Annotated in this window: 22 protein-coding genes; 12 read left to right on the plus strand and 10 right to left on the minus strand. The window is 65.5% G+C overall.

The features are described from left to right. The first annotated feature begins 4 nt into the window (after window positions 1-4). Together AC07Y0_RS20330 and AC07Y0_RS20335 are read left to right on the plus strand one after the other, a co-directional pair. A complete protein-coding gene (locus tag AC07Y0_RS20330) occupies window positions 5-937 on the plus strand; it encodes a 2-dehydro-3-deoxygalactonokinase (protein ID WP_498679477.1) in 933 nt (310 codons plus the stop codon). Beyond that, the gene (locus AC07Y0_RS20335) at window positions 934-1,572 is read left to right on the plus strand and encodes a 2-dehydro-3-deoxy-6-phosphogalactonate aldolase (RefSeq protein WP_498679478.1); all 639 of its coding nucleotides are present in this window, start codon (window positions 934-936) and stop codon (window positions 1,570-1,572) included. Before AC07Y0_RS20330 ends, AC07Y0_RS20335 begins: the two co-directional genes overlap by 4 nt. A gap of 67 nt (window positions 1,573-1,639) precedes the next feature. On the opposite strand, the gene AC07Y0_RS20340 is transcribed toward AC07Y0_RS20335, so the two are convergent. From AC07Y0_RS20340 to acnA, 3 genes are all read right to left on the minus strand, one after another. Continuing rightward, window positions 1,640-3,709: an ATP-dependent helicase gene (locus tag AC07Y0_RS20340; protein WP_498679479.1), complete on the minus strand. Its 2,070-nt coding sequence runs from the start codon at window positions 3,707-3,709 to the stop codon at window positions 1,640-1,642. A 308-nt stretch (window positions 3,710-4,017) separates the two neighbouring features. After that, window positions 4,018-4,761: a DUF1223 domain-containing protein gene (locus tag AC07Y0_RS20345; RefSeq protein ID WP_498679480.1), complete on the minus strand. Its 744-nt coding sequence runs from the start codon at window positions 4,759-4,761 to the stop codon at window positions 4,018-4,020. A gap of 210 nt (window positions 4,762-4,971) precedes the next feature. Further along, window positions 4,972-7,665: an aconitate hydratase AcnA gene (gene acnA, locus AC07Y0_RS20350; RefSeq protein WP_498679481.1), complete on the minus strand. Its 2,694-nt coding sequence runs from the start codon at window positions 7,663-7,665 to the stop codon at window positions 4,972-4,974. 274 nt (window positions 7,666-7,939) lie between these two features. Here acnA and ccmA point away from each other — a divergent pair, with 274 nt between their 5' ends. The 5 genes from ccmA (at window position 7,940) to AC07Y0_RS20375 (ending at window position 10,908) form a co-directional block, all read left to right on the plus strand. Further along, window positions 7,940-8,587 carry a heme ABC exporter ATP-binding protein CcmA gene (gene ccmA / locus AC07Y0_RS20355; protein ID WP_498679482.1) on the plus strand — a complete coding sequence of 216 codons (648 nt, stop codon included), beginning with the start codon at window positions 7,940-7,942 and terminating at the stop codon, window positions 8,585-8,587. Window positions 8,588-8,669: 82 nt separating this feature from the next. Beyond that, window positions 8,670-9,329, plus strand: a complete 660-nt coding sequence (ccmB, locus tag AC07Y0_RS20360) for a heme exporter protein CcmB (protein ID WP_498679483.1) — start codon at window positions 8,670-8,672, stop codon at window positions 9,327-9,329. A 45-nt stretch (window positions 9,330-9,374) separates the two neighbouring features. Then, window positions 9,375-10,142 (plus strand): heme ABC transporter permease, encoded by a 768-nt coding sequence (locus tag AC07Y0_RS20365; protein ID WP_498679484.1) that lies wholly within the window; start codon window positions 9,375-9,377, stop codon window positions 10,140-10,142. Then, a complete protein-coding gene (gene ccmD / locus AC07Y0_RS20370; RefSeq protein WP_498679485.1) occupies window positions 10,139-10,312 on the plus strand; it encodes a heme exporter protein CcmD in 174 nt (57 codons plus the stop codon). Before AC07Y0_RS20365 ends, ccmD begins: the two co-directional genes overlap by 4 nt. Further along, a complete protein-coding gene (locus AC07Y0_RS20375; RefSeq protein ID WP_498679486.1) occupies window positions 10,309-10,908 on the plus strand; it encodes a DsbE family thiol:disulfide interchange protein in 600 nt (199 codons plus the stop codon). The genes ccmD and AC07Y0_RS20375 overlap by 4 nt, the downstream gene beginning before the upstream one ends. A gap of 10 nt (window positions 10,909-10,918) precedes the next feature. Here AC07Y0_RS20375 and AC07Y0_RS20380 read toward each other — a convergent pair whose 3' ends face one another. The 7 genes from AC07Y0_RS20380 to AC07Y0_RS20410 all read right to left on the minus strand — a co-directional run bounded on the left by AC07Y0_RS20380 (window position 10,919) and on the right by AC07Y0_RS20410 (window position 18,181). Continuing rightward, complete coding sequence (locus AC07Y0_RS20380; protein WP_498679487.1) at window positions 10,919-11,512, minus strand: DUF2585 domain-containing protein; 594 nt, start codon at window positions 11,510-11,512, stop codon at window positions 10,919-10,921. Continuing rightward, window positions 11,509-12,171, minus strand: a complete 663-nt coding sequence (locus AC07Y0_RS20385) for a septation protein A (RefSeq protein WP_498679488.1) — start codon at window positions 12,169-12,171, stop codon at window positions 11,509-11,511. Before AC07Y0_RS20385 ends, AC07Y0_RS20380 begins: the two co-directional genes overlap by 4 nt. A gap of 53 nt (window positions 12,172-12,224) precedes the next feature. Next, window positions 12,225-13,568 carry a signal recognition particle-docking protein FtsY gene (gene ftsY / locus AC07Y0_RS20390; protein ID WP_498679489.1) on the minus strand — a complete coding sequence of 448 codons (1,344 nt, stop codon included), beginning with the start codon at window positions 13,566-13,568 and terminating at the stop codon, window positions 12,225-12,227. Window positions 13,569-13,587: 19 nt separating this feature from the next. Continuing rightward, window positions 13,588-14,862, minus strand: coding sequence for a tRNA (N(6)-L-threonylcarbamoyladenosine(37)-C(2))-methylthiotransferase MtaB (gene mtaB / locus AC07Y0_RS20395; protein WP_498679490.1), 1,275 nt, complete (start codon window positions 14,860-14,862; stop codon window positions 13,588-13,590). Further along, window positions 14,859-15,770 (minus strand): diaminopimelate epimerase, encoded by a 912-nt coding sequence (dapF, locus tag AC07Y0_RS20400; protein WP_498679491.1) that lies wholly within the window; start codon window positions 15,768-15,770, stop codon window positions 14,859-14,861. Before dapF ends, mtaB begins: the two co-directional genes overlap by 4 nt. A 996-nt stretch (window positions 15,771-16,766) precedes the next feature. Then, window positions 16,767-17,765, minus strand: a complete 999-nt coding sequence (locus tag AC07Y0_RS20405) for an MBL fold metallo-hydrolase (RefSeq protein ID WP_498680291.1) — start codon at window positions 17,763-17,765, stop codon at window positions 16,767-16,769. A gap of 2 nt (window positions 17,766-17,767) precedes the next feature. Continuing rightward, the gene (locus AC07Y0_RS20410; protein WP_498679492.1) at window positions 17,768-18,181 is read right to left on the minus strand and encodes a hypothetical protein; all 414 of its coding nucleotides are present in this window, start codon (window positions 18,179-18,181) and stop codon (window positions 17,768-17,770) included. A gap of 276 nt (window positions 18,182-18,457) precedes the next feature. Here AC07Y0_RS20410 and ffh point away from each other — a divergent pair, with 276 nt between their 5' ends. From ffh to trmD, 5 genes are all read left to right on the plus strand, one after another. Next, complete coding sequence (gene ffh, locus AC07Y0_RS20415) at window positions 18,458-20,032, plus strand: signal recognition particle protein (RefSeq protein ID WP_498679493.1); 1,575 nt, start codon at window positions 18,458-18,460, stop codon at window positions 20,030-20,032. Window positions 20,033-20,043: 11 nt separating this feature from the next. After that, window positions 20,044-20,364, plus strand: a complete 321-nt coding sequence (locus AC07Y0_RS20420; protein ID WP_498679494.1) for a chorismate mutase — start codon at window positions 20,044-20,046, stop codon at window positions 20,362-20,364. A gap of 96 nt (window positions 20,365-20,460) precedes the next feature. Beyond that, the gene (gene rpsP / locus AC07Y0_RS20425) at window positions 20,461-20,835 is read left to right on the plus strand and encodes a 30S ribosomal protein S16 (RefSeq protein WP_454748100.1); all 375 of its coding nucleotides are present in this window, start codon (window positions 20,461-20,463) and stop codon (window positions 20,833-20,835) included. Window positions 20,836-20,959: 124 nt separating this feature from the next. Beyond that, complete coding sequence (gene rimM / locus AC07Y0_RS20430; protein WP_498679495.1) at window positions 20,960-21,538, plus strand: ribosome maturation factor RimM; 579 nt, start codon at window positions 20,960-20,962, stop codon at window positions 21,536-21,538. Between the two features lie 11 nt (window positions 21,539-21,549). Then, window positions 21,550-22,224, plus strand: coding sequence for a tRNA (guanosine(37)-N1)-methyltransferase TrmD (gene trmD / locus AC07Y0_RS20435; protein WP_498680292.1), 675 nt, complete (start codon window positions 21,550-21,552; stop codon window positions 22,222-22,224). The last annotated feature ends 32 nt before the right edge of the window (window positions 22,225-22,256 follow it).

A 22,256-nucleotide genomic window follows, 5' to 3' on the forward strand; every position in this document is an offset into this window, starting at 1 on the left:
TGAAATGAGCATGCAAGCCGTGGCACTGGTCGACTGGGGAACGAGCAATCTGCGCGTCTGGCTGGTCGATGCCGCGGCAAACGTGCTCGCTGAGCGGCAATCGCCCGAGGGCATGGGCACGCTGTCGCCGGATCGTTTCGCCGGCGTTCTGGAGAGCCATCTGGCCGCGCTCGGCGCCGATCGCGACCTGCCGGCGGTCGTCGCCGGCATGGCCGGTGCCCGGGCCGGCTGGATCGAGGCCCCCTATGCCGAAACGCCGGCGGGACTGACGGATCTGCATCTCAAGGCCGTCTCCGCGCCCGGCATCGACCGCGACGTCCGGATCCTGCCCGGCGTGTGCCAGCGCACTTCCGGCGCCGAAGACGTCATGCGCGGCGAGGAGACACAGCTTCTCGGCGCCGTCGCGTCCGGGCTCTCCGATGCGCTCTTCTGCCTGCCGGGCACCCATTCCAAATGGGTATCGCTCGAGGGCGGCCGGATCAGCCGTTTCAGCACGGTGATGACGGGCGAACTCTTCCAGTTGATTAGCCGGCAGTCGATCCTGCGCCTGTCGATCGGCGAAGGGCGTGCCACCGCCGACCACCCGGCCTTCGGGCAGGCGGTCGAGGAAGCGCTTGCGGGCGATTTCGGCCTGACCAGCCGGCTCTTTTCCATCCGCGCCCGGGCCCTGCTCTCCGGCGCCGACGAGGCGAGCGCGGCTTCGCGCCTGTCCGGCCTGCTGCTCGGCGCGGAGATCGCCGCCATGCGGCCGCGTCTCGGCGAAGGCCAGCGCGTGCAGCTGATCGGCAGCGGTGCGCTGACTGAACTCTATGCCGCGGCACTGTCGCTTGCGGATGTCCAGACCGTGTCGCTCGATGGCGGCGAACTCGTCCGCAAGGGCCTGTTCAGTGCTGCCAGAGCCCTCTTCCCCCACCGTTTCGCGGAGATCGCGCCATGACCACCCCCCGCATCGCCTGGCCGTCGCTCAAGCGCAACCTCGTCGCCATCCTGCGCGGCATCAAGCCGGAGGAGATCGAGGGCGTGGTCGAGGTCCTCGTCGAAGCCGGATTCGAGGCGATCGAAGTGCCTCTCAATTCGCCGGAACCCTTTGCTTCGATCGAGAAGGCACGGCGGCTCGCGCCGACCTCCTGCCTCATCGGAGCCGGGACCGTGCTGGAAGTGGACCAGGTCGACCGCCTGAAGGGGGTCGGCGGCAATCTGCTGGTGACGCCCAATGTCGAGCCGGCCGTGATCCGGCGCGCCGTGGCGCAAGGCATGGTGACCATGCCCGGTGTCTTCACCGCGACGGAAGCCCTCCTGGCCGCCAAATCCGGGGCCGCGGCCCTCAAGTTCTTCCCCGCCAGTGCGCTTGGGCCGGCCGGCATCAGCGCCATCCGCGCCATCCTGCCCAAGGGCCTGCCGATCGGTGCGGTCGGCGGCGTGTCGGATGCGGATTTCGCCGCCTATCTCAAGGTCGGCGTCACCTGCTTCGGTCTCGGCTCCAGCCTCTACAAGCCGGGCGACAGCGCGTCTGCCGTGGCGGAAAAGGCGAAGCGCACGGTCGCCGCCTACGATGCTGCCGTATCGGCCTGACCCTCTCACGTTGAAGTAACGCCGCTGAGGCTCTCGTCCAATTCCGGACCTGTAGCAGTTCGGCCGCTCAGCTCCACATGCCGCGCATGCGCGCCCCGACATCGAGCCGGATCTGCCGTGCGTCGCGCGTGCCTGGCGCGCTCGGCTGGGCCACCGGCCAGGCGGCCGATTCGAAGAATTGCAGAAGGGTCGCCGGAATGAAGCGTGTGCGCGCGGCATAGACATGCCGGTCCCCTTGCGCGTTCTGCCCATGGGTGAAGAAGCGTTGCGGCACGGTCAGGTGCAGGCTGTCCTTGGCCCGCGTCATCGCCACGTAGAGCAGGCGTCGTTCTTCCTCAATCTCCGCCGTGGTGCCGACCGCCAGATCGGACGGGATGCAGCCGTCGACGCAGTTCAGCACGAAGACCGACTTCCATTCCTGGCCCTTGGCCGAATGGATGGTCGAGAGGATCAGATAATCCTCGTCGAGCAGCGGCACGCCCGCCTGGTCGCTCGTGGCGTCCGGCGGATCGAGCGTCAGTTCGGTGAGAAAACGCTCGCGCGAGCCGTAGCCCGAGGCGATCTGGCCCAACTGCAACAGGTCCGCCTTGCGGGTCTCGGCATCCTCGTGGATGCGGTCGAGATGCGGCTCGTACCAGAGCCTGGCGATTTCGATCTCACCCGGCCAGCCCGCCTGACCTTTGCCCATCTCGCTCAGCATGTCGACGAAACGGCCCCAGTCCTCGCTGGTGCGCGGCGGCGGCGGGATTTCGGCGAGCGCCGCCAGCGGATGCGGGTCGGCGGCGATCGCATCGAGGATCTTCGAGGCGGTCTGCGGACCGACGCCGGGCAGCAGCTGCATCAGCCGGAAACCGGCCACCTTGTCGCGCGGGTTTTGGGCAAAGCGCAGCGCCGCCAAGAGATCCTTCACATGCGCCGCGTCGAGGAATTTCAGCCCGCCGAACTTGACGAAGGGGATGTTGCGCCGGGTGAGTTCGATTTCCAGCGGGCCGGAATGGTTGGAGGCGCGAAACAGCACGGCCTGGTCTTTCAGCGTCAGGCCGCGCTCGCGGTTTTCCAGGATCTGCTCGACGATATAGTTGGCCTGCTCGGCCTCGTCGCGCACGCTGACCAGCCGCGGCCGGTCCTCGGACTGGCGCTCGGTCCAGAGATTCTTGGTGAAGCGCTCGCGGGCAAGGTCGATCACCCCGTTGGCGGCGGCCAGGATCGGCTGGGTTGAACGGTAGTTGCGGTCGAGCGTTATAATGTCGGCCGGCGGGTCGAAGCTCGCCGGAAAGTCGAGAATGTTGCGGATCGTCGCGGCGCGGAAGGAATAGATCGACTGGGCGTCGTCGCCGACCACGGTCAGCCCGCGACCGCCCGGCTTCATCGCCGTCAGGATCGACGACTGCAGCCGGTTGGTGTCCTGGTATTCGTCGACCAATACATGATCGAAGCGCCCGCCGATCTCGGCGGCGAGCTCCGGCTCGCTCACCGTCTGCGCCCAGTAGAGCAGCAGGTCGTCGTAATCGAGCACGTTCTGCGCCTGCTTGGCCTCGACATAGGCGGCAAACAGTCCCTTCAGCTCCTTCTCCCAGGTGCTGCACCAGGGATAGGCGGTGCGCAGCACCTCCGTCAGCGGCGTCTGCGAATTGACCGCGCGGGAATAGATGGCGAGGCAGGTGCCCTTGGTCGGAAAACGGCTCTCCATCTTCGACAGGCCGAGATCGTGCCGCATCAGGTTCATCAGGTCGGCGGAATCCTCCCGGTCGTGGATGGTGAAGCCGGGGTCGAGGCCGATCTCATAGGCATAGTCACGCAGGATGCGGGCGCCGATGCCGTGGAAGGTGCCGGCCCAGGTCAGCGCATCGGTGAGCACACCGGCATCGTTGCCCAGCACCTTGCGGCAGATGCGTTCGACGCGGCGGCTCATCTCGGTCGCGGCGCGGCGCGAAAAGGTCATCAGCAGGATGCGGCGCGGATCGGCGCCGTTGAGGATCAGATGCGCGACCCGGTGGGCAAGCGTGTTGGTCTTGCCCGAGCCCGCGCCGGCGATGATCAGCAGCGGCCCGTCCGCGGCCGCGCCCCCTGGTCCGATGCCGTGCACGACGGCGCTCCGCTGCCGGTCGTTCAGTGCCTCGAGGTGTGTTGCGTTCATCCGCTCCCGACATCCCTGCTCGTTCTCTGATCCGGTTTGCCCGACATTGCCCGATTTGGCAAGAACAGAGAGTGAACTTGACGATCGTCAAGTCGAGCGGTCGCAAAGGAAAAACTCTGTGGGGTAAGCCGTTTACGGCTACAACCGGCAATTCTCGGCACGCGCCCCATTTTGGACAAAACAGCGCCCAATTTGGAGTTGAGATTGACGGCTCTTGATTGGCGTCTAGCACGCCAAGAGGGTCCGGTCTGGTGCATTGACCCCTTACCCCCAGCCCCCCAATGCTTTAGACCGGACCCGCCAAGATCTCAAGATTTCGTCTCCGCGGTCATCACCGCCGCGCCGAGGATCGCCGCCGGGTCGCCCCGTGGGCCGCTCGATTGCAGCAGGATGGCAAAGCCGTCCGTCCCCTTTGTCCCGATCATCTTCGCCGGCAGGACGAGGTCGAGCGCGCCGCCGTCCCACATGCCGACGGTCTGCACGTCGGTGACGCTGTTGACGTAATCGATGGTCTTGCCGGTGTTCTCTCCGTCCAGCACCTCGACCGTCTGCTGCTGGCGGAAATAGACGATCACCACATCGGCCCTTCCCCGACCCGCCCCGATCCGGATCGCCAGCTCGTCGCCCTTGCGGCTGGCCTCGACGGGCACGGTCATGCCCTGGCCCTTGGCACGCAGCACCTCCAGGCGACCGTCGAGCGTTTCGGCATCGGTGCCTTTCAGGTGGTCGCGGCCGTTGAGGACGGCCTGCGGCGTGTAGACGCCGCTTCGGCCGAGACTGCGCGCATAGGCATATTGCCGGGCGGTGTTTTCCGGCGAGGCCAGCGTGTCGGCCCAGCCGCGATAGTTCCAGTAGTCGACATGGTAGGAGAGCGCGACGATGCCGGCCTGTCGGGCGAGCGTCTCAAGCGCCCGGTCGGCCGGCGGGCAAGAGCTGCAGCCCTGCGAGGTGAAGAGCTCCACCACGCCCTTCGGCACGGTCGCTTCGTCGGCCTGCGCGGCGAAGGCGATCGTGCAGCTGAGAACCAGGCCGGTAACGATCCTCGAGATCATGGAGCAAAACCCGTTCAACGCTTCCCGGAGCACGCCGCGAGGCGTATTTTCCGGGGTCGGTTCCTGAATGACGTACAGGAATAACCCGTCATCGGTGTCAGTCAAAGTCACGATGGGGTGAAGCCCGCGTCAACGTCGGTGCGGCCCGTCCCCCCATGAAAAAGGCCGCCGGGTTTGTCGCCCGGCGGCCCTGTTTCAAAGCGTGTGCGCCTAAGCCGCGAGATCGCGCAGAACGGTCTGCAGGATGCCGCCATTGTTGACGTAGGTCACCTCGTCGAGCGTATCGATGCGGCAGATCAGCGGGATCTCCTTCACCGAACCGTCGGCATAGGCGATCTTGGCGATCTTCTTCTCGCGCGGCTTGATCTCGCCCTCGAGGCCTTCGATCGTCACGGTCTCGTCGCCCTTCAGGTTGAGCGAGGTCCAGGTCGTGCCTTCCTCGAAGCAGAAGGGGATGACGCCCATGCCGACCAGGTTGGAGCGGTGGATACGCTCGAAGGACTGGGCGACCACGGCGCGCACGCCGAGCAGGTTGGTGCCCTTGGCGGCCCAGTCACGCGACGAACCATTGCCGTATTCGACGCCGGCGAAGATGACCAGCGGCGTGCCTTCGGCCTTGTACTTCATGGCGGCGTCGTAGATCGACATCTCTTCCTTGGACGGATAGTGGATGGTGTAGCCACCTTCCTTGCCGTTCGGGCCGAGCATGTGGTTGCGGATGCGGATGTTGGCGAAGGTGCCGCGCATCATCACTTCATGGTTGCCGCGACGCGTGCCGTACTGGTTGAAGTCGGCGACGCCGACGCCGTTCTCCAGGAGGTAGGCACCAGCCGGGGAAGCGGCCTTGATCGAACCGGCCGGCGAAATGTGGTCGGTGGTGATCTTGTCGCCGAACAGGCCAAGCACGCGGGCATTGACGATGTTCTTCACGCCGGCGCCGGTCTTGCCCATGCCGACGAAGTAGGGCGGGTTCTGCACATAGGTCGACTTGTCGTCCCAGGCATAGGTCTGGCCTGCCGGGACCTGGACGGCCTGCCAGTTGGCGTCACCCTTGAACACGTCGGCGTACTTCGATTCGTACAGTTCGCGGGTGACGTATTTCAGGATGAATTCCTGGATCTCGTGCGAGGTCGGCCAGATGTCCTTGAGGAAGACCGGGTTGCCGTTCTGGTCTTCGCCGAGCGGTTCGGTGGTCAGGTCCTTCTGGACCGTGCCGGCGAGCGCATAGGCGACGACGAGCGGCGGGGAAGCCAGGTAGTTGGCCTGGACGTCCGGCGAGATGCGGCCTTCGAAGTTGCGGTTGCCCGACAGAACGCCCGCGGTGATCAGGCCCTTGTCGTTGATCGTCTTCGAGATCGGCGCCGGCAGCGGGCCGGAATTGCCGATGCAGGTGGTGCAGCCGAAGCCGACGAGGTTGAAGCCCAGCGCATCGAGCGAGGTCTGCAGGCCGGACTTGGCGAGATATTCGCCGACGACCTGCGATCCCGGTGCGAGCGAGGTCTTCACCCACGGCTTGGACTTCAGACCCTTGGCAACCGCGTTGCGGGCCAGAAGGCCGGCAGCGATCAGCACGCTCGGGTTCGAGGTGTTGGTGCAGGACGTGATCGCGGCGATCGCGACGTCGCCATGGCCGATGTCGTAGTCGGTACCTTCGACCGCATAGCGGTTCGTCAGCTGGCCCGGCTTCTTGTAGTCGTTCTCGAGCGCGACCGCGAAGTTGGAGGCGATCGTTTCGAGCGGCAAGCGGCCTTCCGGACGCTTCGGGCCGGCCATCGACGGCACGACGTCGCCGAGGTCGAGTTCGAGCGTGTCGGTGAAGACGAGGTCGGAACCGTCATTGTCGCGCCACATGCCCTGGGCCTTGGAATAGGCCTCGACCAGCGCGATGCGGTCCTTGGTGCGGCCCGACATGGTCAGGTAGTTGATGGTTTCACCGTCGACCGGGAAGAAGCCGCAGGTCGCGCCGTATTCCGGGCCCATGTTGCCGATGGTGGCGCGGTCGGCGAGCGACATCGAATCGAGGCCGGGGCCGAAGAATTCGACGAACTTCGACACGACGCCCTTCTTGCGCAGCATCTGCACGACGGTGAGCACGAGGTCCGTCGCGGTGACGCCTTCCTTGACCTTGCCGGTCAGCTTGAAGCCGATGACTTCCGGCAGCAGCATGGAGACCGGCTGGCCGAGCATGGCGGCTTCCGCTTCGATGCCGCCGACGCCCCAGCCGAGAACGCCGAGGCCGTTGATCATGGTGGTGTGGCTGTCGGTGCCGACGCAGGTGTCCGGATAGGCGATGGTTTCGCCGTCCTCTTCCTTGGTCCAGACGGTCTGGCCCAGATATTCGAGGTTGACCTGGTGACAGATGCCGGTGCCCGGGGGAACGACGCGGAAGTTCTTGAACGCCTGCTGGCCCCACTTCAGGAAGCGGTAGCGTTCGCCGTTGCGCTGGTATTCGAGCTCGACATTGCGGGCAAAGGCGGTCGGCGTGCCGAACTCGTCGACGATGACCGAGTGGTCGATGACGAGGTCGACGGGAACCAGCGGGTTGATCTTTTCCGGATCGCCGCCGAGCGACACCATGGCGTCACGCATGGCGGCCAGGTCGACGACGGCGGGAACGCCGGTGAAGTCCTGCATCAGAACACGTGCGGGACGGTAGGCGATTTCGGCCTCGGCCGTACCCTTGTCGACGAGCCAGGCAGCGATCGCCTGGATGTCGTTCTTGGTCACCGAGCGGCCGTCTTCGTTGCGCAGCAGGTTCTCGAGCAGAACCTTCATCGAATAGGGAAGTTTCGATACGCCGTTCAGGCCGTTGGCCTCGGCCTTGGGAAGGCTGTAGTAGACATAGTCCTTGCCGTTGACGGAAAGGGTCGAACGGCAATTGAAGCTGTCGATGGATTTGGACACGGATAAAGCCCCGCTTATTCTGATAGCCTACACTTGTCGTGCGGACGCCTATGCACTTCATGCACATCAGGATGCGGGTACGGCCATTTCCGCTGTCCGCACGTGGATGATGCTGTTGCAACCCCAGGTTCGGCACAAGGATGATATTCACGCCGACCGCTGGCGTGGTTGCAGGTCTTATAGATAATTTCTAAGAAAGGTGCCAGACCAACGAATGGCGAATTCGGACAATTTTTTGGAAGGGCGACGAGGGTATCGCCGGAAGGTTCAAACCATGCGGCTGATCGCCGAAGACGTGGCCGCCAAACGCGGCGAAGATCTCATTTTCGTTAACGTTTCCTTTCAGTTGGCGCCCGGCGAGGCGTTGGTCCTGACGGGCCGGAACGGGTCGGGGAAATCGACGCTGCTGCGCGTCGTGGCGGGTCTGCTCAGGCCCGAAAAGGGACGCGTCGAGGCGGTGATCCGCGACGGCCGGGAACGGCGTCCGGCGCGCGAGGTCAGCCATTATCTCGGCCATCGCAATGCGATGAAGCAGGAACTCACGGTCATCGAGAATCTCGCCTTCTGGCAGGCCTATCTCGGCGACTTCGAGGGCGGTGAAGGCCGCTCCATCGCGGCGGCGGCCGATGCGGTCGGCCTCGGCGGAATCACGCACCTGCCCTTCGGCTATCTCTCGGCCGGCCAGCAACGCCGGTTCGCCATGGCCAAGCTGCTCGTCGCCCACCGCCCGGTCTGGATCCTGGACGAGCCGACCGCCGCCCTGGATGCCAGCGCCGACCAGATGTTCGCCGGCCTCGTGCATGAACACCTGGCCCAAGGCGGCATCGCCATCGCCGCCACCCACCAGCCCCTCGGCCTCAAGGATGCGAAGACCCTCGTGATGAAGGGGTTCGAGTATCGCGAGACGGGGGAAATGGCATGATGCGGCTGGCCGTTTCCTGCGACGTTCCTTTCCTCCCCGCTTTCACACCTGGCGATTTCAATCGAATGACGAGACATATCGCATGATGGCCCTCTTCCTCCGCGACCTGAAGCTCTCCGTGCGCGCCGGCGGCGGGGCCCTGATCGGGGTCCTGTTCTTCATGACGGTGGTCGCCGTCATTCCCTTCGGCGTCGGGCCGGACCTCAACCTGTTGTCGCGTATCGGCCCGGCGATCGTCTGGATCGGGGCGCTGCTCGCGGCTTTGCTCGGCCTCGACCGGTTGTTCCAGGCGGAGCGCGACGATGGGTCGCTGGACCTCATCCTGATGCAGGAGACGCCGCTGGTGCTGACCGTCTTCGTCAAGTGCCTGGCCCATTGGGTGGCGACCAGCCTGCCGCTGGTCATCGCCTCGCCGCTGCTCGGCCTGTTCATGAACATGAGCGAGACGGCGATCGGTGCCGTCATGCTGACGCTCCTCGTCGGCTCGCCGGCGATCACCTTCATCGGGGCGGCGGGCGCGGCCGTGGCCGTTGCCCTGCCGCGCGGTGGGCTTCTGGTCTCGATCCTCGTCCTGCCGCTCGCCATTCCGGTGCTGATCTTCGGGGTCAGCGCATCCTATGCGGCCGTCGAGGATCCCGCCCCATTTCTGCCGCCCTTCCTGTTTCTGATCGCCATCACGCTGTTCTTCGCGGTGATCGGTCCGGTGGGCGCGGCGCTGGCGCTGCGCAGCGCCTCGGATTGACCGGGATCAATTGCAGAGCGGCCGCTCTCAGGTTAGAAGCATTCCATGAACACCACGAGCCTTGTCCTGTCGAAATTCAGCGAACTCGCCAATCCGACCCGGTTCCTGGCGCTATCCGGCCGCATCCTGCCGTGGCTGTCAGCCCTTACCGCGCTGCTCTTCGCCGTGGGGCTCTACATGAGCTTCACGACCGAAGGCGACTATCAGCAGGGCGAGACGGTGCGGATCATGTATATCCACGTGCCGGCGGCCTGGCTGTCGATGATGTGCTATTCGGTCATGGCCATTTCGGCGATCGGCACGCTGGTCTGGCGCCATCCGCTGGCCGATGTCAGCCACAAGGCGGCCGCTCCGCTCGGCGCTGCCTTCACGCTGATCGCGCTGATCACGGGTTCGCTCTGGGGCAAACCGATGTGGGGCACCTGGTGGGTCTGGGATGCGCGGCTCACCTCTGTTTTCGTGCTCTTCCTCATGTATCTCGGGCTGATCGCGCTCAACCGGGCCATGGACGACGCCTCGAAGGCGGCGCGCCTCAGCGCCGTGCTGATCCTCGTCGGCTTCGTCAACATCCCGATCATCAAGTTCTCGGTCGAATGGTGGAACACGCTGCACCAGCCCGCCAGCGTGATGAGGATGGACGGCCCGACCATCGACCCCGAATTCCTCTGGCCGCTGCTGATCATGGCGATCGCGTTCACGCTGCTGTTCTTCACACTGCACCTGATGGCGATGCGCAACGAGATCTGGCGCCGCCGGATCGCCACGCAGCGCCGCATGGCAGCCCGCATGGCCGGCCGGGAGGTCGCATCGTGAGCCACGCCTTCTACATCTATCTTTCCTACGGTATCAGTGCGGTGATCGTCCTTGCCCTGACCGGCTGGACCTGGTTCGACGGCCGCGCCCGCCAGGCGGAACTGAAGGCGCTGGAAGCGGCCGGCATCCGCCGCCGCTCGGCCACGTCCGGATCGGGGGCTTCCGAATGAGCGAGATCGAGGTCAAAGACGGCGCCCGCCGCGGCATCGGCCGCTACATGCTGGCGGTCATACCCCTGGCGATCTTCGCCGTCTTTGCCGGGACGGCGGGCAAGATGCTCTACGACCAGGAGGTCAACGGCAAGAACGTCTCCGACCTGCCCTCGGCGCTGATCGGCACCCGGGCCCCTGCGCTCGCCATGCCGGCGCTCGTCGGCTCGAACACGCAGGCCCTCACCTCCGAGGCGATCGCCGGCAAGCTGACGCTCGTCAATGTCTTTGCTTCCTGGTGCGTACCCTGCCGGCAGGAGCACCCGATCCTGAAGGAACTGTCCCAGGATCCGCGACTCAATGTCGTCGGCATCAACTACAAGGACAGACAAGACAACGCGCTGCGTTTCCTCGGCGAGCTCGGCAATCCCTACAAGGCCATCGGCGTCGATCCGAACGGCAAGGCGGCGATCGACTGGGGCGTCTACGGTATCCCGGAAAGCTATCTCGTCGCCGCCGACGGCACGATCCTCTACAAGAAGGTCGGCCCCTTCGATCCGCAATCGCTCAAGACCGGTCTTTATCCGGCGATCGAGAAGGCGCTCGCGGGCTCCTGAGGCATGTGCCTCACAGCGCCGCCTGCCATACCTTGACGGCCTCAACCGGCCAGACGAGCATCAGCACGTTGAGCGTCAGGTTGTCGCGGATGACGATGGCGGTTGCGACCTCGAAGCCGATGGCGAGCACAACCGTCAGCCAGACCGGGGCGCGGGCGGCGAAGAGGAAGCCGAGGACCATGGCGACCGTGTCCATTGCCGAATTGAGGATGCTGTCGCCGGTATAACCGATCGCCATGGTCGCGGTGCGGTAGCGGTCGATGATGATCGGCGAATTCTCCAGTAGTTCCCAGGCGGCTTCGACGACGACCGACAGCGTCAGCCGGGCGCTGAACGAGGCGCGGGGCAGGGCGACGATCGCCAGCCAGTAGAACAGGAAGCCGTGGATGATGTGCGACGGCGTGTACCAGTCGGAAATGTGCTGCGAATTGCCGGCCGTGTTGACGCCCGGCTCGAACAGCTTGACGTAGCCGCATTCGCAGATCGGGATGCGGCCCATCAGCGCCAGCGTGACGATCTGAACGATGAGGAAGGCGGCGGCCGCGGCGAGCCAGAAGCGCGTGGCGCGGTCGTCGGCGGCAAGCGTCACGGGACGGTCGCTCATTCGGCCTTGCCTCCGTTTTTCGTTTCCGTTTCCGCTTCGAGCGAGTGGCGCATGATCAGCGGCATCTGGGCGAGCGTGAACAGGATGGTGATCGGCATGGTGCCCCAGACCTTGAAATTGACCCAGACGGCGTCGGAGAAATTGCGCCAGACGACCTCGTTCAGGACGGCGAGGAACAGGAAGAAGATGCCCCAGCGCAGAGTCAGCTTGCGCCAGCCCTCGGCGTCGAGCTGGAAGGCGGCGTTGAAGACGTAGCCGAGCAAGGACTTGCCGAAGAACAGGCCGCCGAGCAGCACCACGCCGAACAGCGTGTTGACGATGGTCGGCTTCATCTTGATGAAGGTTTCGTCCTGCAGCCAGATCGACAGGGAGCCGAACACCATGACGACGATGCCCGAGACGAAGGGCATGATCGGCAGATGCTTGAAGACGATCTTCGAGACGATGAGCGAGACGACCGTCGCCACCATGAAGAGGGCGGTGGCGATGAGCAGCGGGCCGCCGACCGCGGTCAGCGCCGGGAAGGTCCTGGCCAGCCATTCGCCGCGCAGGTTGCCGAAGAAGAAGACCATGAGCGGCCCGATCTCGAGCGCCATCTTCAAGAGCGGATGGTGGCGCTCCTCGGCCGTCGGCTTGGTGTCGCTTTCGATATTGCTCATCGTTTCGTCTCTCAACTCGTTGTGCTACGCCGCTTGCCGCTCAAGGCCGTGGTTCAGTGGGGAAGGCCGGCGATGGCATTGGCGAAATCCTCGGCCTCGAAGGGTTCGAGATCGTCGATGCCCTCGCCCACGCCGATGAAATAGACCGGCAGCTTGTGCTTGGCGGCGATGGCGACGAGGATGCCGCCGCGCGCTGTGCCGTCGAGCTTGGTCATGATCAGGCCGTTGACGCCGGCGATGTTGCGGAAGATCTCGACCTGGTTCATGGCGTTCTGCCCGGTGGTCGCGTCGAGCGTCTGCAGCACGGTATGCGGCGCATCCGGATCGAGCTTGCCGAGCACGCGGACGATCTTTTCCAGCTCCGCCATCAGCTCCGTCTTGTTCTGCAGCCGCCCGGCGGTGTCGATGATCAGCACATCGGCCTTGTCGGCGCGGGCCTTTTCGAAGGCGTCGTAGGCGAGGCCCGCGGCATCGGCGCCGAGCTTGGTGCCGAGGAAGGTCGAGCCGGTGCGGTCGGCCCAGATCTTCAGCTGCTCGATCGCGGCGGCGCGGAAGGTATCGCCGGCGGCCAGCATGACCTTCAGGCCGGAGCCGGAGAGCTTGGCGGCGAGCTTGCCGATCGTGGTGGTCTTGCCGGTGCCGTTGACGCCGACGACGAGGATGACGTGCGGCTTGTGGGAGAGGTCGAGCGCCAGCGGCTTTGCCACCGGCTTCAGCACCTTGGTGATCTCGGCCGCCATGATGCGCGAGACATCCTCGCCGGTCACGTCCTTGCCGTAGCGCTCAGACGACAGGGTGCCGGTGACGCGCATCGCGGTCTCGACGCCGAGATCGGCCTGAATCAGCAGGTCTTCCAGCTCTTCGAGCGTGTCCTCGTCCAGCTTGCGCTTGGTGAAGAGAGCGGCGATCTGGCCGGTGAGCTGCGAGGAGGTGCGGGCCAGGCCCTGACGCAGGCGCTGGAACCAGGAAAGCTTGACGGCCGGGGTCTCTGGCTCCGGCTCGGGCCGGGATGCCGCGGCGGCGAAGCCCTTGGGCAGGGTCACGGCATTGTCCGCATCCTGCGCCAGCTCGCCATGGGTGACGTCGGCCGGCTGCTCCGGCTGCGGGTGGAATTCTTCGGCTTCTTCCCGCTCTTCGGCCTCGGGTTCGATCGGCAACGCTGCGATCGCGCCCGCCGGCTCGGTTGCCGCTTCATCCGCCGCCGGGCCGCCGGCCGTGTCGATCACCTCCGCCGCAATCGGGTCGGCCGCTTCGGGCAGCGCCTCGATCGTTTCACCGGCATCGACCTTTTCGGCGTCGTCCACCAGGCTGGCGAAGGCCTCGCTTTCCGTCGGCTTGTCGGCCGCCGGCTTGTCCTTGCCGAAGGTGAAGACTTTCTTGATGAAGCCGAGCGCCATGAAGCTGTTGTCCGTTCTGTCAGGCGGCCGAGGCGGTCGCCGGTTGCATGTCGAGATGCCGGCCGTTGTGGCCGGTGATCGTCACCGTAACGAGGCTGCGGGGGACAAGGTCCGGTGCGGCGACGAGGCTGAAGTTTTCCGTATGGGCCATCCCGGTCATTTCGACAAGGATCGTCTGGCGCGTGCCGACCATGGAAGCGAGATGGCGCGCCTGCAGCCGCTCCGCCATCTGGCGCAGCCGTGCGGCGCGCTCCTTGACGAGGCGGCGGTCGTGCTGCGGCATGCGGGCGGCGGGCGTGCCGGGGCGCGGGCTGTAGGGAAAGACATGCAGCTGGGCGATGCCGATGGCGTCCGCGAGGCTCGCGGAATTCTCCGCCATGGCCTCGGTCTCGGTCGGGAAGCCGGCGATCATGTCGGCGCCGAAACTGATCTGCGGACGCAGGCGCCGGACCTGTTCGGCGAAGGCCAGTGCATCGGCGCGCGAATGGCGGCGCTTCATGCGCTTCAGGATCATGTCGTCGCCATGCTGCAGCGAGAGGTGCAGATGCGGCATGAAGCGCGGCTCGTCGGCGATCAGGTCGAACAGATGGCAGTCGGCCTCGATGCCGTCGATCGAGGAGAGGCGCAGGCGGGCGATCTCGGGGATCTGCTTCAGCAGCGTCTTGGCCAGCAGGCCGAGGGTCGGGCGGCCGGGCAGGTCGGCGCCGTAGCTGGTGGCGTCGACGCCGGTCAGCACCACTTCGCGATAGCCGTTCTCGACCAGTCTGCGGGCCTGGTCGACGACCGCACCCATCGGCACCGAGCGGGAATTGCCGCGGCCGAACGGGATGATGCAGAAGGTGCAGCGGTGGTCGCAGCCGTTCTGCACCTGCAGGAAGGCGCGCACATGGCCGTCGATATGGCCGACCAGCTGCGGCGCGGTTTCGGTCACGCTCATGATGTCGTTGACGCGCAGCTTCTCGTCCGCTTCGACACCGAAATCGGGAAGGGCCCGATAGTTCTCGGCCTTCAGCTTCTCCTCGTTGCCGAGCACGGCATCGACTTCCGGCATGGCGGCAAAGCCCGCCGCATCGGTCTGGGCGGCGCAGCCGGTGACGATGATGCGGGTCTTGGGATTCTCGCGCCTCGCGCGGCGGATCGCCTGGCGGGCCTGGCGCACGGCCTCGCCGGTCACGGCGCAGGTGTTGACGAGAATGGCGTCGTCAAGGCCGGCCTTGGCCGCCTCGGCCTTCATCACCTCGGACTCGTAGGTGTTGAGCCGGCAGCCGAAGGTGATGACGTCGATGCCGCTCACGAAGCCTGCGCTCCAGCCTCGGTGGCCGGATCGCGCTCGAAGGCGCCGGTGGCCGGGTCGAGCCGGCCGGACCATTCCCATTCGGCGGGGCCGGTCATGACGACGCGGTCATTGTGCTCGCGCCATTCGATGGTGAGCAGCTGGCGGCTCGGGCTCGAGGCGACGTCGATCGTCACCTTGCGACCGGTGCGTCCGGTGCGGGCCGCCGAGACGCCGGCGGCGCAGGCGGCCGAGCCGCAGGCGAGCGTCAGCCCGGCGCCGCGCTCCCAGGTGCGGGTGCGCAGGCGGTCCTTGCCGGTCACCTGGGCGAGGGTGATATTGGCCCGTTCCGGGAACATCGGATGGTTCTCCAGCAGCGGTCCGAAGCGTTCCAGTTCGTAGTCCATCGGGTCGCGGTCGACCCAGAAGATGGCGTGCGGATTGCCCATCGAGGCGACCGAGGGCGAATGCAGGATCGGCGCGTCGATCGGGCCGATCTGCAGCTCGATGCGGCTGGTGTCGTGGAATTCTTCCGCGAGCGGAATGCGGTTCCATTCGAAGACCGGCTTGCCCATGTCGACCGAGATCAGGCCGTCCTCGTGTTCGATGGCGTTGAGGATGCCGGCAAGCGTCTGGAAGGTGAAGGTCTTGCGGCCGGTTTCGGCCGACAGCGCCTGCACGACGCAGCGCGTGCCATTGCCGCAGGCCTGCGCCAGCGTGCCATCGCAATTGATGATGTCGATCCAGGCATCGGTGCCCTCGACTCGCGGATCGTGGATCGCCATGATCTGGTCGAAGGCGGTCAGCGGATCGGCGGCGAGCGCGATCGCGGCCTCAGGCGTCACCTTGTCCTTGCGGCCACGCATGTCGACAACCAGGATCTTGTTGCCAAGCCCGTTCATCTTCGCGAATTCGACCATGTCTGCCATTTGACCATTCCTCGACGTCTTCGGGCTTATATGGCGGAAACCGCCGGAAATTACCAGTGTGAAGGCATGCGGGCAGGCCTCTTGCCCAGCCGAAAAGCCCGGCCGGGCCTATGCCCTCCGGTTTCGCTGTCATTTCCTTTTGCCCAGGTCGAACCTGAGCGGACGGGGCGCCTCTGGCTGCCGCGTAAGGTAAAAAAATCAAATGACACCCGGAGGCGCCCCGTTCGGCGGTTTTTGCCCGCGACTTCGGCCTCTCTGCGGCGCCGGCCCTTGCCGGGGATTTTTCACGCGGGGCCCGGCTTTTGACCGGCGGACGCCCGCACACCCTCGACAACCCGGTCTTACCACCATGCCACGCCACACAGGCGCTCCCGGCGCGCTGTCAGGGCCGGCAAGGTCTTGGGCAGTCCAAAGCCCTTGACCTTGCCCCCACGTCGCCAGGGGGAGACCATCTTCCGCGGACCCGAGGTCTGGGTTCTTGCGTCTTTCCCCCAAATCCCGCGCCGGCCCCGCCTCGCCACAACGCCTTGTGGTGTATCCGCGACGGAACGGGATCAGTTTAGGGCGAGGCGGGAAGGCGGGGAAATGCGGGCGGCGGTGATATTGAATTCGTTAGAGAATTACTGGAGTTCGTCCCTCCGTTTCTGGTCTCGCGACCATGGTGCAGCCTTCTTCCTCTGGTCAGTCGGGTCCTCGCAGAGCCTGCGCCGGGTTCGGTGGCGCCACCTCTCCCCCTGTGGGAGAGGTTACAAAATCAACAGCTTAGCCGAAGGCTAAATGTTAGATTTTGTTGGTGAGGGGGTGTCGTAGGGTGCAACGAAATACCCCCTCACCAAGTTCGCCGCGCCAATCGGCTACGCCTCTTGGGGCTCCATCGCCCTCGCGCGGCGTCGCGCTCAGGCCTCCGTACGCTGAAATCGACTTTGCCGATTTCTGGCCTTCGGCCACCGCTTCGGAGCCCACAAGGGGAGAGGAGGCGTTGCGCATGCGGCCTGCTCACATGTCCGGCACGTCAAAAACCTCGCCGGGGCGGAGGGCGCGGAAGCGGGTGGGCGGGATGGCGGCGGCGGAGAGGGCCTTCGACAGGTCCTCGACCGGGGCCTCGATCGCCTCATCGGTGAGCTGGAAGGTGCCGAAGTGGTGGCCGACGGCGTTGGTGGCGTTGCAGAGGCGGAAGCCTTCGACGGCTTCCTGTGGGTTCTGGTGCTGGCCCTTCATGAACCAGCGCGGCTCGTAGGCGCCGATCGGCAGGTTGGCGAGGCGGAAGGCGCCGTGCTTTTCACCCGCCGCCCGGTAGTTGATGCCGTCGTGAAAGCCGGTGTCGCCGATGTGATAGATCTTGCCCGCCGGGGTCGACAGCACGAAGGCGGCCCAGAGCGCCATGCGCCGGTCCCGCATCCCGCGCGCCGACCAGTGGTGGCAGGGCTCGGCATGGATGGACAGCACGTCCCAGTATTGCAGGTGGTCGCCCCAGTCCATGTCGGAGATCTTGGCCTCGGGCAGGGCGCGGTGGATGATCGTGTCGTTGCCGAGCGGGGTGACGATATGCGGTTCGTGCTCCTCGACGAGGCGGGCGAGCGTCGGCAGGTCGAGATGGTCGTAGTGATTGTGGGTGACGAGCACGATGTCGATCGGCGGCAGGTCCTCGAAGGCGATGCCGGGCTTTGCGACCCGCTTCGGGCCGGCGAAGGAGAAGGGGCTGGCGCGCTTCGACCAGACCGGGTCGGTGAGGATGTTGAGGCCCGCCACCTGGATCAAAAGCGTGGCATGGCCGATCATGGTGACGCGCAGGTCGGCGCCGTCGACCCGCTCGCGCAGCGGCGCCGAAGCGGGGCCATGCGCCACGCGTTTCGGCCAGCGGGCGCGTTTGCCGTTGGTCTGCCATTTGATGAGGTCGCGCATGCCGCCGGGCTCGACACCCTCAGGGTTGAAGAAGCGCTTGCCGTCGAAATGGTCGGAGACGGGGCCGGTATAGTAGGGATTGGTGGGTTTCATGCTCAAGTGGGTGCCTCCACATACCAGACGAAGCGGGCGAGCCTACGGAGATCTTCACCACTGCCCAAGAGCGGCAATAGGTGATCGGGAAAAGCCGCTATTCCTTCTGCGACAATGTCGAATTCCGATCCAATGCGGGCGAACTGGCGGAGTGCCTCGGCTGCGGTGAATTCCACTTGTTCGTCCCAATTCGAAGGGGTTTTCTGCCCCCTCATCGTGTCGACCTCTATCCAGTAGCATTCACATATGCCCCCGTCGGGCAAATGAAACTGCAGTTGGCCGCCAATACTCGCGAGGCGGGCCTTGCGCGCGTCTTCAATGACGTTCGGAATGTCTTCCAAGGGCCAGCTGTATTCCCGTCCCTTCACTGAAGCGCGGTCCAACAGCGTTGCCGACAGTCGCGTTTCCGGCTCCATGAATAAAGTGCTCCGTGTGATGGGATTCAAGGCCTACCGGTTTTGTGCGACCTTGAGTAGTTCTTGACTTTTCCGGCCCTTTGCTGTTAATCGCCCCCAATCTGCGAAGAGACAAGCACTCCGAGCCGCCGACCGGGACCCGTCAAGGTATAAAGAGATCCCGGAGGTCAACACCCGACAGCGCGATGCGCCCTCGGGTGCATTTTGGCTTTGCGTCTTGTTTTCAGCGCGGGAAAGACCAACGTTTCGGGGATCCGAAACGATAAGGAAGAGCCGATGTTTGATAACCTCCAGGACCGCCTTGGTTCCATTCTGAATGGACTGACCGGCCGTGGCGCCTTGTCGGAAGCCGATGTTTCCGCAGCGCTGCGCGAGGTGCGCCGTGCGCTTCTGGAAGCCGACGTGGCGCTCGAGGTCGTGCGCAACTTCACCGACCGGGTCCGCGAGAAGGCCGTCGGCGCGGCGGTGCTGAAATCGATCAAGCCCGGGCAGATGGTCGTCAAGATCGTCCATGACGAGCTGGTCGAAATGCTGGGCTCGGAAGGCGTCGGCGTCGATCTGAATGCCGCGGCCCCGGTCGTCATCATGATGGTCGGTCTGCAGGGCTCGGGCAAGACCACGACCACCGGCAAGATCGCCAAGCGGCTCACCGATCGCGAGCGCAAGAAGGTCCTGATGGCCTCGCTCGACACGCGTCGTCCGGCCGCCCAGGAACAGCTGCGCCAGCTCGGGGTGCAGACCGGCATCGACGTGCTGCCGATCATCGCCGGCCAGTCGCCGACCGATATCGCAAGCCGCGCCGTGCAGGCCGCCAAGCTCGGCGGCCATGACGTCGTCATCCTCGACACCGCCGGCCGTACGCATATCGACGAGCCCTTGATGGTCGAGATGGCCGACATCAAGAAGAATGCCAAGCCGCATGAAATCCTGCTGGTCGCCGATGCGCTGACCGGCCAGGACGCCGTCAACCTCGCCCGCAATTTCGACGAACGCGTCGGCATCACCGGTCTCGTGCTGACCCGCATGGACGGCGACGGCCGCGGCGGTGCGGCCCTTTCGATGCGCGCCGTCACCGGCAAGCCGATCAAGCTGATCGGCGTCGGCGAAAAGATGTCGGAGCTCGAGGAGTTCCATCCGCGGCGCATCGCCGACCGCATTCTCGGCATGGGCGACATCGTTTCGCTCGTCGAACGGGCGGCGGAGAACATCGACGCCGAGAAGGCGGCCGCCATGGCCGCCAAGATGGCCAAGGGCAAGTTCGATCTCGACGACCTCGCCGACCAGCTGCGGCAGATGCAGAAGATGGGCGGCATGGGCGGCATCATGGGCCTGATGCCCGGCATGTCGGGCATGAAGGACAAGATGGCCGCGGCCGGCCTGAACGACAAGCTGTTCGGCCGCCAGATCGCCATCATCCAGTCGATGACCAAGGCCGAGCGGGCCAATCCCGACATTCTCAAGCATTCCCGCAAGAAGCGCATCGCTGCCGGCTCCGGCACGGACGCCGCCGAAATCAACAAGCTGCTGAAAATGCATCGCCAGATGGCCGACATGATGAAGGCCATGGGCGGCAAGAAGGGCGGCGGCATGATGAAGCAGATGATGGGCGGCCTCGCCGGCAAGATGGGTCTCGGTGGCATGGGCGGCATAGGCGGTATGCCGGACCTGTCCAGCCTCGACCCGAAGCAGCTCGAAGCGTTGGCCAAGCAGGCCGAAGCCGCCGGCCTCAAGCCGCCGCCGGGGCTTGGCGGCATGGGCGGTCTGCCTGGCCTCAGCGGTGGCCTGCCCGGCCTCGGCGGCGCGAAACTCCCTGGACTCGGCGGCCTGCCCGGCCTGCCGAAGAAGAAGTGAGGAGAGCGGCCATGACCGAAGCATCCGTCAAGGAACAGCTTTCCGGCTATCGCCAGTCGATCGACAATATCGACGCGGCGCTGGTCCACATGCTGGCCGAGCGCTTCCGCTGTACCAAGGCGGTCGGCGTGCTGAAGGCCAAGTACGATCTGCCGCCGGCCGACCCGGCGCGCGAGGAATACCAGATCGCCCGCCTGCGCCACCTGGCCCAGGATGCGCATCTGGACCCGGATTTCGCCGAGAAGTTCCTGAACTTCATCATCACGGAAGTCATCCGGCATCATGAAGCCATTGCCGCCGAGCACGGCGGCGTTACCGAAAAGACCGCCTGACGGCGATCCCGACCAACCCGGACCGCCTGAAAGGGCGGCCCGACCAGACCCCGGACCGCCGGAAGGCGGCCCTAACAAGAACCAAGGAGTAAAACCATGTCCCTCAAGATTCGTCTCGCCCGTGGCGGTTCCAAGAAGCGCCCCTACTACCAGATCGTCATCGCCGACGCCCGTTCGCCGCGCGACGGCCGCTTCCTGGAAAAGGTCGGTTCGTGGAACCCGATGCTCGGCAAGGACAATGAAAAGCGCGTCGAGCTGAACGGCGAACGCATCCAGGAATGGCTCGCCAAGGGCGCCCAGCCGACCGACCGCGTTCTGCGCTTCCTCGCCGAAGCCGGCATCGCCACCCGTGACGCCCGCAGCAACCCGGAAAAGGCAAAGCCGGGCAAGAAGGCTGTCGAGCGCATCAAGGAACGCGAAATGAAGGCTGCCGAAGCCGCTGCCGCCGCTGCCGAAGCCGCTGCGGAATAAGCCTCATCCCTTGCGATGATCGACGGGCGGCGGGTCATCCTGCCGCCCGTTTTCCGTTTCCATTTGCCGCACTTCGCCGTAAAAGGGCGAGGACAAACGTTGCCGACCGGAAAAGACCGAAGCGATGAGCAAACTCGAAAATCCCATATTGATGGCCGTGGTCGGTGCGGCGCAGGGCCTGCGCGGCGAGGTCAGGGTCAAGACCTTCACCGCCGACCCGATGGCGCTCGGCGAATACGGCCATCTGCGCAGCGCCGACGGCCGGGTGTTCGAGATCCTCGACATCCGCGAGGCGAAGAATGTCGTGGTGGTGCGCTTCCGCGGCATCAACGACCGCAATGCGGCCGAGGCGCTGAACGGGCTGGAACTCTATGTCGAGCGCGATGCGCTGCCCGACGACGAGCTCGACGAGGACGAATTCTACTATGCCGATCTCGAGGGCCTGGAGGTCTATGACGCCGAGGGCCAGCATTACGGCGCGGTAACCGGGGTCTATGATTTCGGCGCGGGCGACCTGCTGGAGCTCAAGGGCCCGGGCAAACGGCCGGTGCTGATCCCGTTCTCGGAAGCCGCCGTGCTGGAGATCGACCTCGAGGCTGGCCGCATCCTCGTCGATCCGACCGCCGCCGGCCTCAAGGACGAGGACGAGGGCAAGCCCTACGGCGCCGGAGCCAAGGGAAAACCGCCGCGGGACAATTCGTGAGCCCGGCCGCGATGGCGTTCAAGGCGAGCATTCTCACCCTCTATCCCGACATGTTTCCCGGCCATCTCGGCCAGGCGCTGGCCGGCCGGGCGCTGGAGCGCGGCGACTGGTCGCTGGAGGCGGTGCAGATCCGCGATTTCGCGCTCGACAAGCACCGGAGCGTCGACGACACGCCATCGGGCGGCGGGGCCGGCATGGTGCTCAGACCCGACGTGCTGGCCCGCGCCATCGATTCGATCGCCGATGACGGGCGCCCGCGCCTGCTGATGAGCCCGCGCGGCCGGCCGCTCACCGAGCAGAGGGTGCGCGAGCTCGCCGAAGGCGAGGGCGTCGTCATCGTCTGCGGCCGTTTCGAAGGCGTCGACCAGCGGGTGATCGAGGCGCGGCATCTCGAGGAAATTTCCATCGGCGACTATATTCTCTCGGGCGGCGAGCCGGCAGCTCTCACCCTGCTCGATGCCGTGGTGCGCATCCTGCCCGGCGTGATGGGCAACCAGCTGTCGGGCGTGCACGAAAGCTTCGAGGGCGGGCTGCTGGAGCATCCGCACTACACCCGGCCGCAGGTGTTCGAGGACCGCGAGATCCCTGATGTGCTGACCTCGGGCAATCATGCGGCGATCGAAAAATGGCGCCACGAGCAGGCGCTGAAGCTGACCGCCGAGCGGCGGCCGGACCTGCTGAAATAGGTCACTGCGGCGAACCTGCGGTTACCCAGCCC

The organism is Allorhizobium sp. GW101-3B10 (genome assembly GCF_059424725.1).

What these genes read in the sequence shown, in the direction of transcription:
- AC07Y0_RS20375 (WP_498679486.1), top strand. Translation starts at nt 10,309, where the DNA reads ATGAGCGAGATCGAGGTCAAAGACGGCGCCCGCCGCGGCATCGGCCGC.
- AC07Y0_RS20405 (WP_498680291.1), bottom strand. Translation starts at nt 17,765, where the DNA reads ATGAAACCCACCAATCCCTACTATACCGGCCCCGTCTCCGACCATTTC.
- AC07Y0_RS20380 (WP_498679487.1), bottom strand. Translation starts at nt 11,512, where the DNA reads ATGAGCGACCGTCCCGTGACGCTTGCCGCCGACGACCGCGCCACGCGC.
- AC07Y0_RS20420 (WP_498679494.1), top strand. Translation starts at nt 20,044, where the DNA reads ATGACCGAAGCATCCGTCAAGGAACAGCTTTCCGGCTATCGCCAGTCG.
- rpsP (WP_454748100.1), top strand. Translation starts at nt 20,461, where the DNA reads ATGTCCCTCAAGATTCGTCTCGCCCGTGGCGGTTCCAAGAAGCGCCCC.
- trmD (WP_498680292.1), top strand. Translation starts at nt 21,550, where the DNA reads ATGGCGTTCAAGGCGAGCATTCTCACCCTCTATCCCGACATGTTTCCC.
- ccmB (WP_498679483.1), top strand. Translation starts at nt 8,670, where the DNA reads ATGATGGCCCTCTTCCTCCGCGACCTGAAGCTCTCCGTGCGCGCCGGC.
- AC07Y0_RS20345 (WP_498679480.1), bottom strand. Translation starts at nt 4,761, where the DNA reads ATGATCTCGAGGATCGTTACCGGCCTGGTTCTCAGCTGCACGATCGCC.
- ftsY (WP_498679489.1), bottom strand. Translation starts at nt 13,568, where the DNA reads ATGGCGCTCGGCTTCATCAAGAAAGTCTTCACCTTCGGCAAGGACAAG.
- AC07Y0_RS20335 (WP_498679478.1), top strand. Translation starts at nt 934, where the DNA reads ATGACCACCCCCCGCATCGCCTGGCCGTCGCTCAAGCGCAACCTCGTC.
- AC07Y0_RS20410 (WP_498679492.1), bottom strand. Translation starts at nt 18,181, where the DNA reads ATGGAGCCGGAAACGCGACTGTCGGCAACGCTGTTGGACCGCGCTTCA.
- ffh (WP_498679493.1), top strand. Translation starts at nt 18,458, where the DNA reads ATGTTTGATAACCTCCAGGACCGCCTTGGTTCCATTCTGAATGGACTG.
- ccmA (WP_498679482.1), top strand. Translation starts at nt 7,940, where the DNA reads ATGCGGCTGATCGCCGAAGACGTGGCCGCCAAACGCGGCGAAGATCTC.
- dapF (WP_498679491.1), bottom strand. Translation starts at nt 15,770, where the DNA reads ATGGCAGACATGGTCGAATTCGCGAAGATGAACGGGCTTGGCAACAAG.
- AC07Y0_RS20365 (WP_498679484.1), top strand. Translation starts at nt 9,375, where the DNA reads ATGAACACCACGAGCCTTGTCCTGTCGAAATTCAGCGAACTCGCCAAT.
- rimM (WP_498679495.1), top strand. Translation starts at nt 20,960, where the DNA reads ATGAGCAAACTCGAAAATCCCATATTGATGGCCGTGGTCGGTGCGGCG.
- AC07Y0_RS20330 (WP_498679477.1), top strand. Translation starts at nt 5, where the DNA reads ATGAGCATGCAAGCCGTGGCACTGGTCGACTGGGGAACGAGCAATCTG.
- AC07Y0_RS20340 (WP_498679479.1), bottom strand. Translation starts at nt 3,709, where the DNA reads ATGAACGCAACACACCTCGAGGCACTGAACGACCGGCAGCGGAGCGCC.
- AC07Y0_RS20385 (WP_498679488.1), bottom strand. Translation starts at nt 12,171, where the DNA reads ATGAGCAATATCGAAAGCGACACCAAGCCGACGGCCGAGGAGCGCCAC.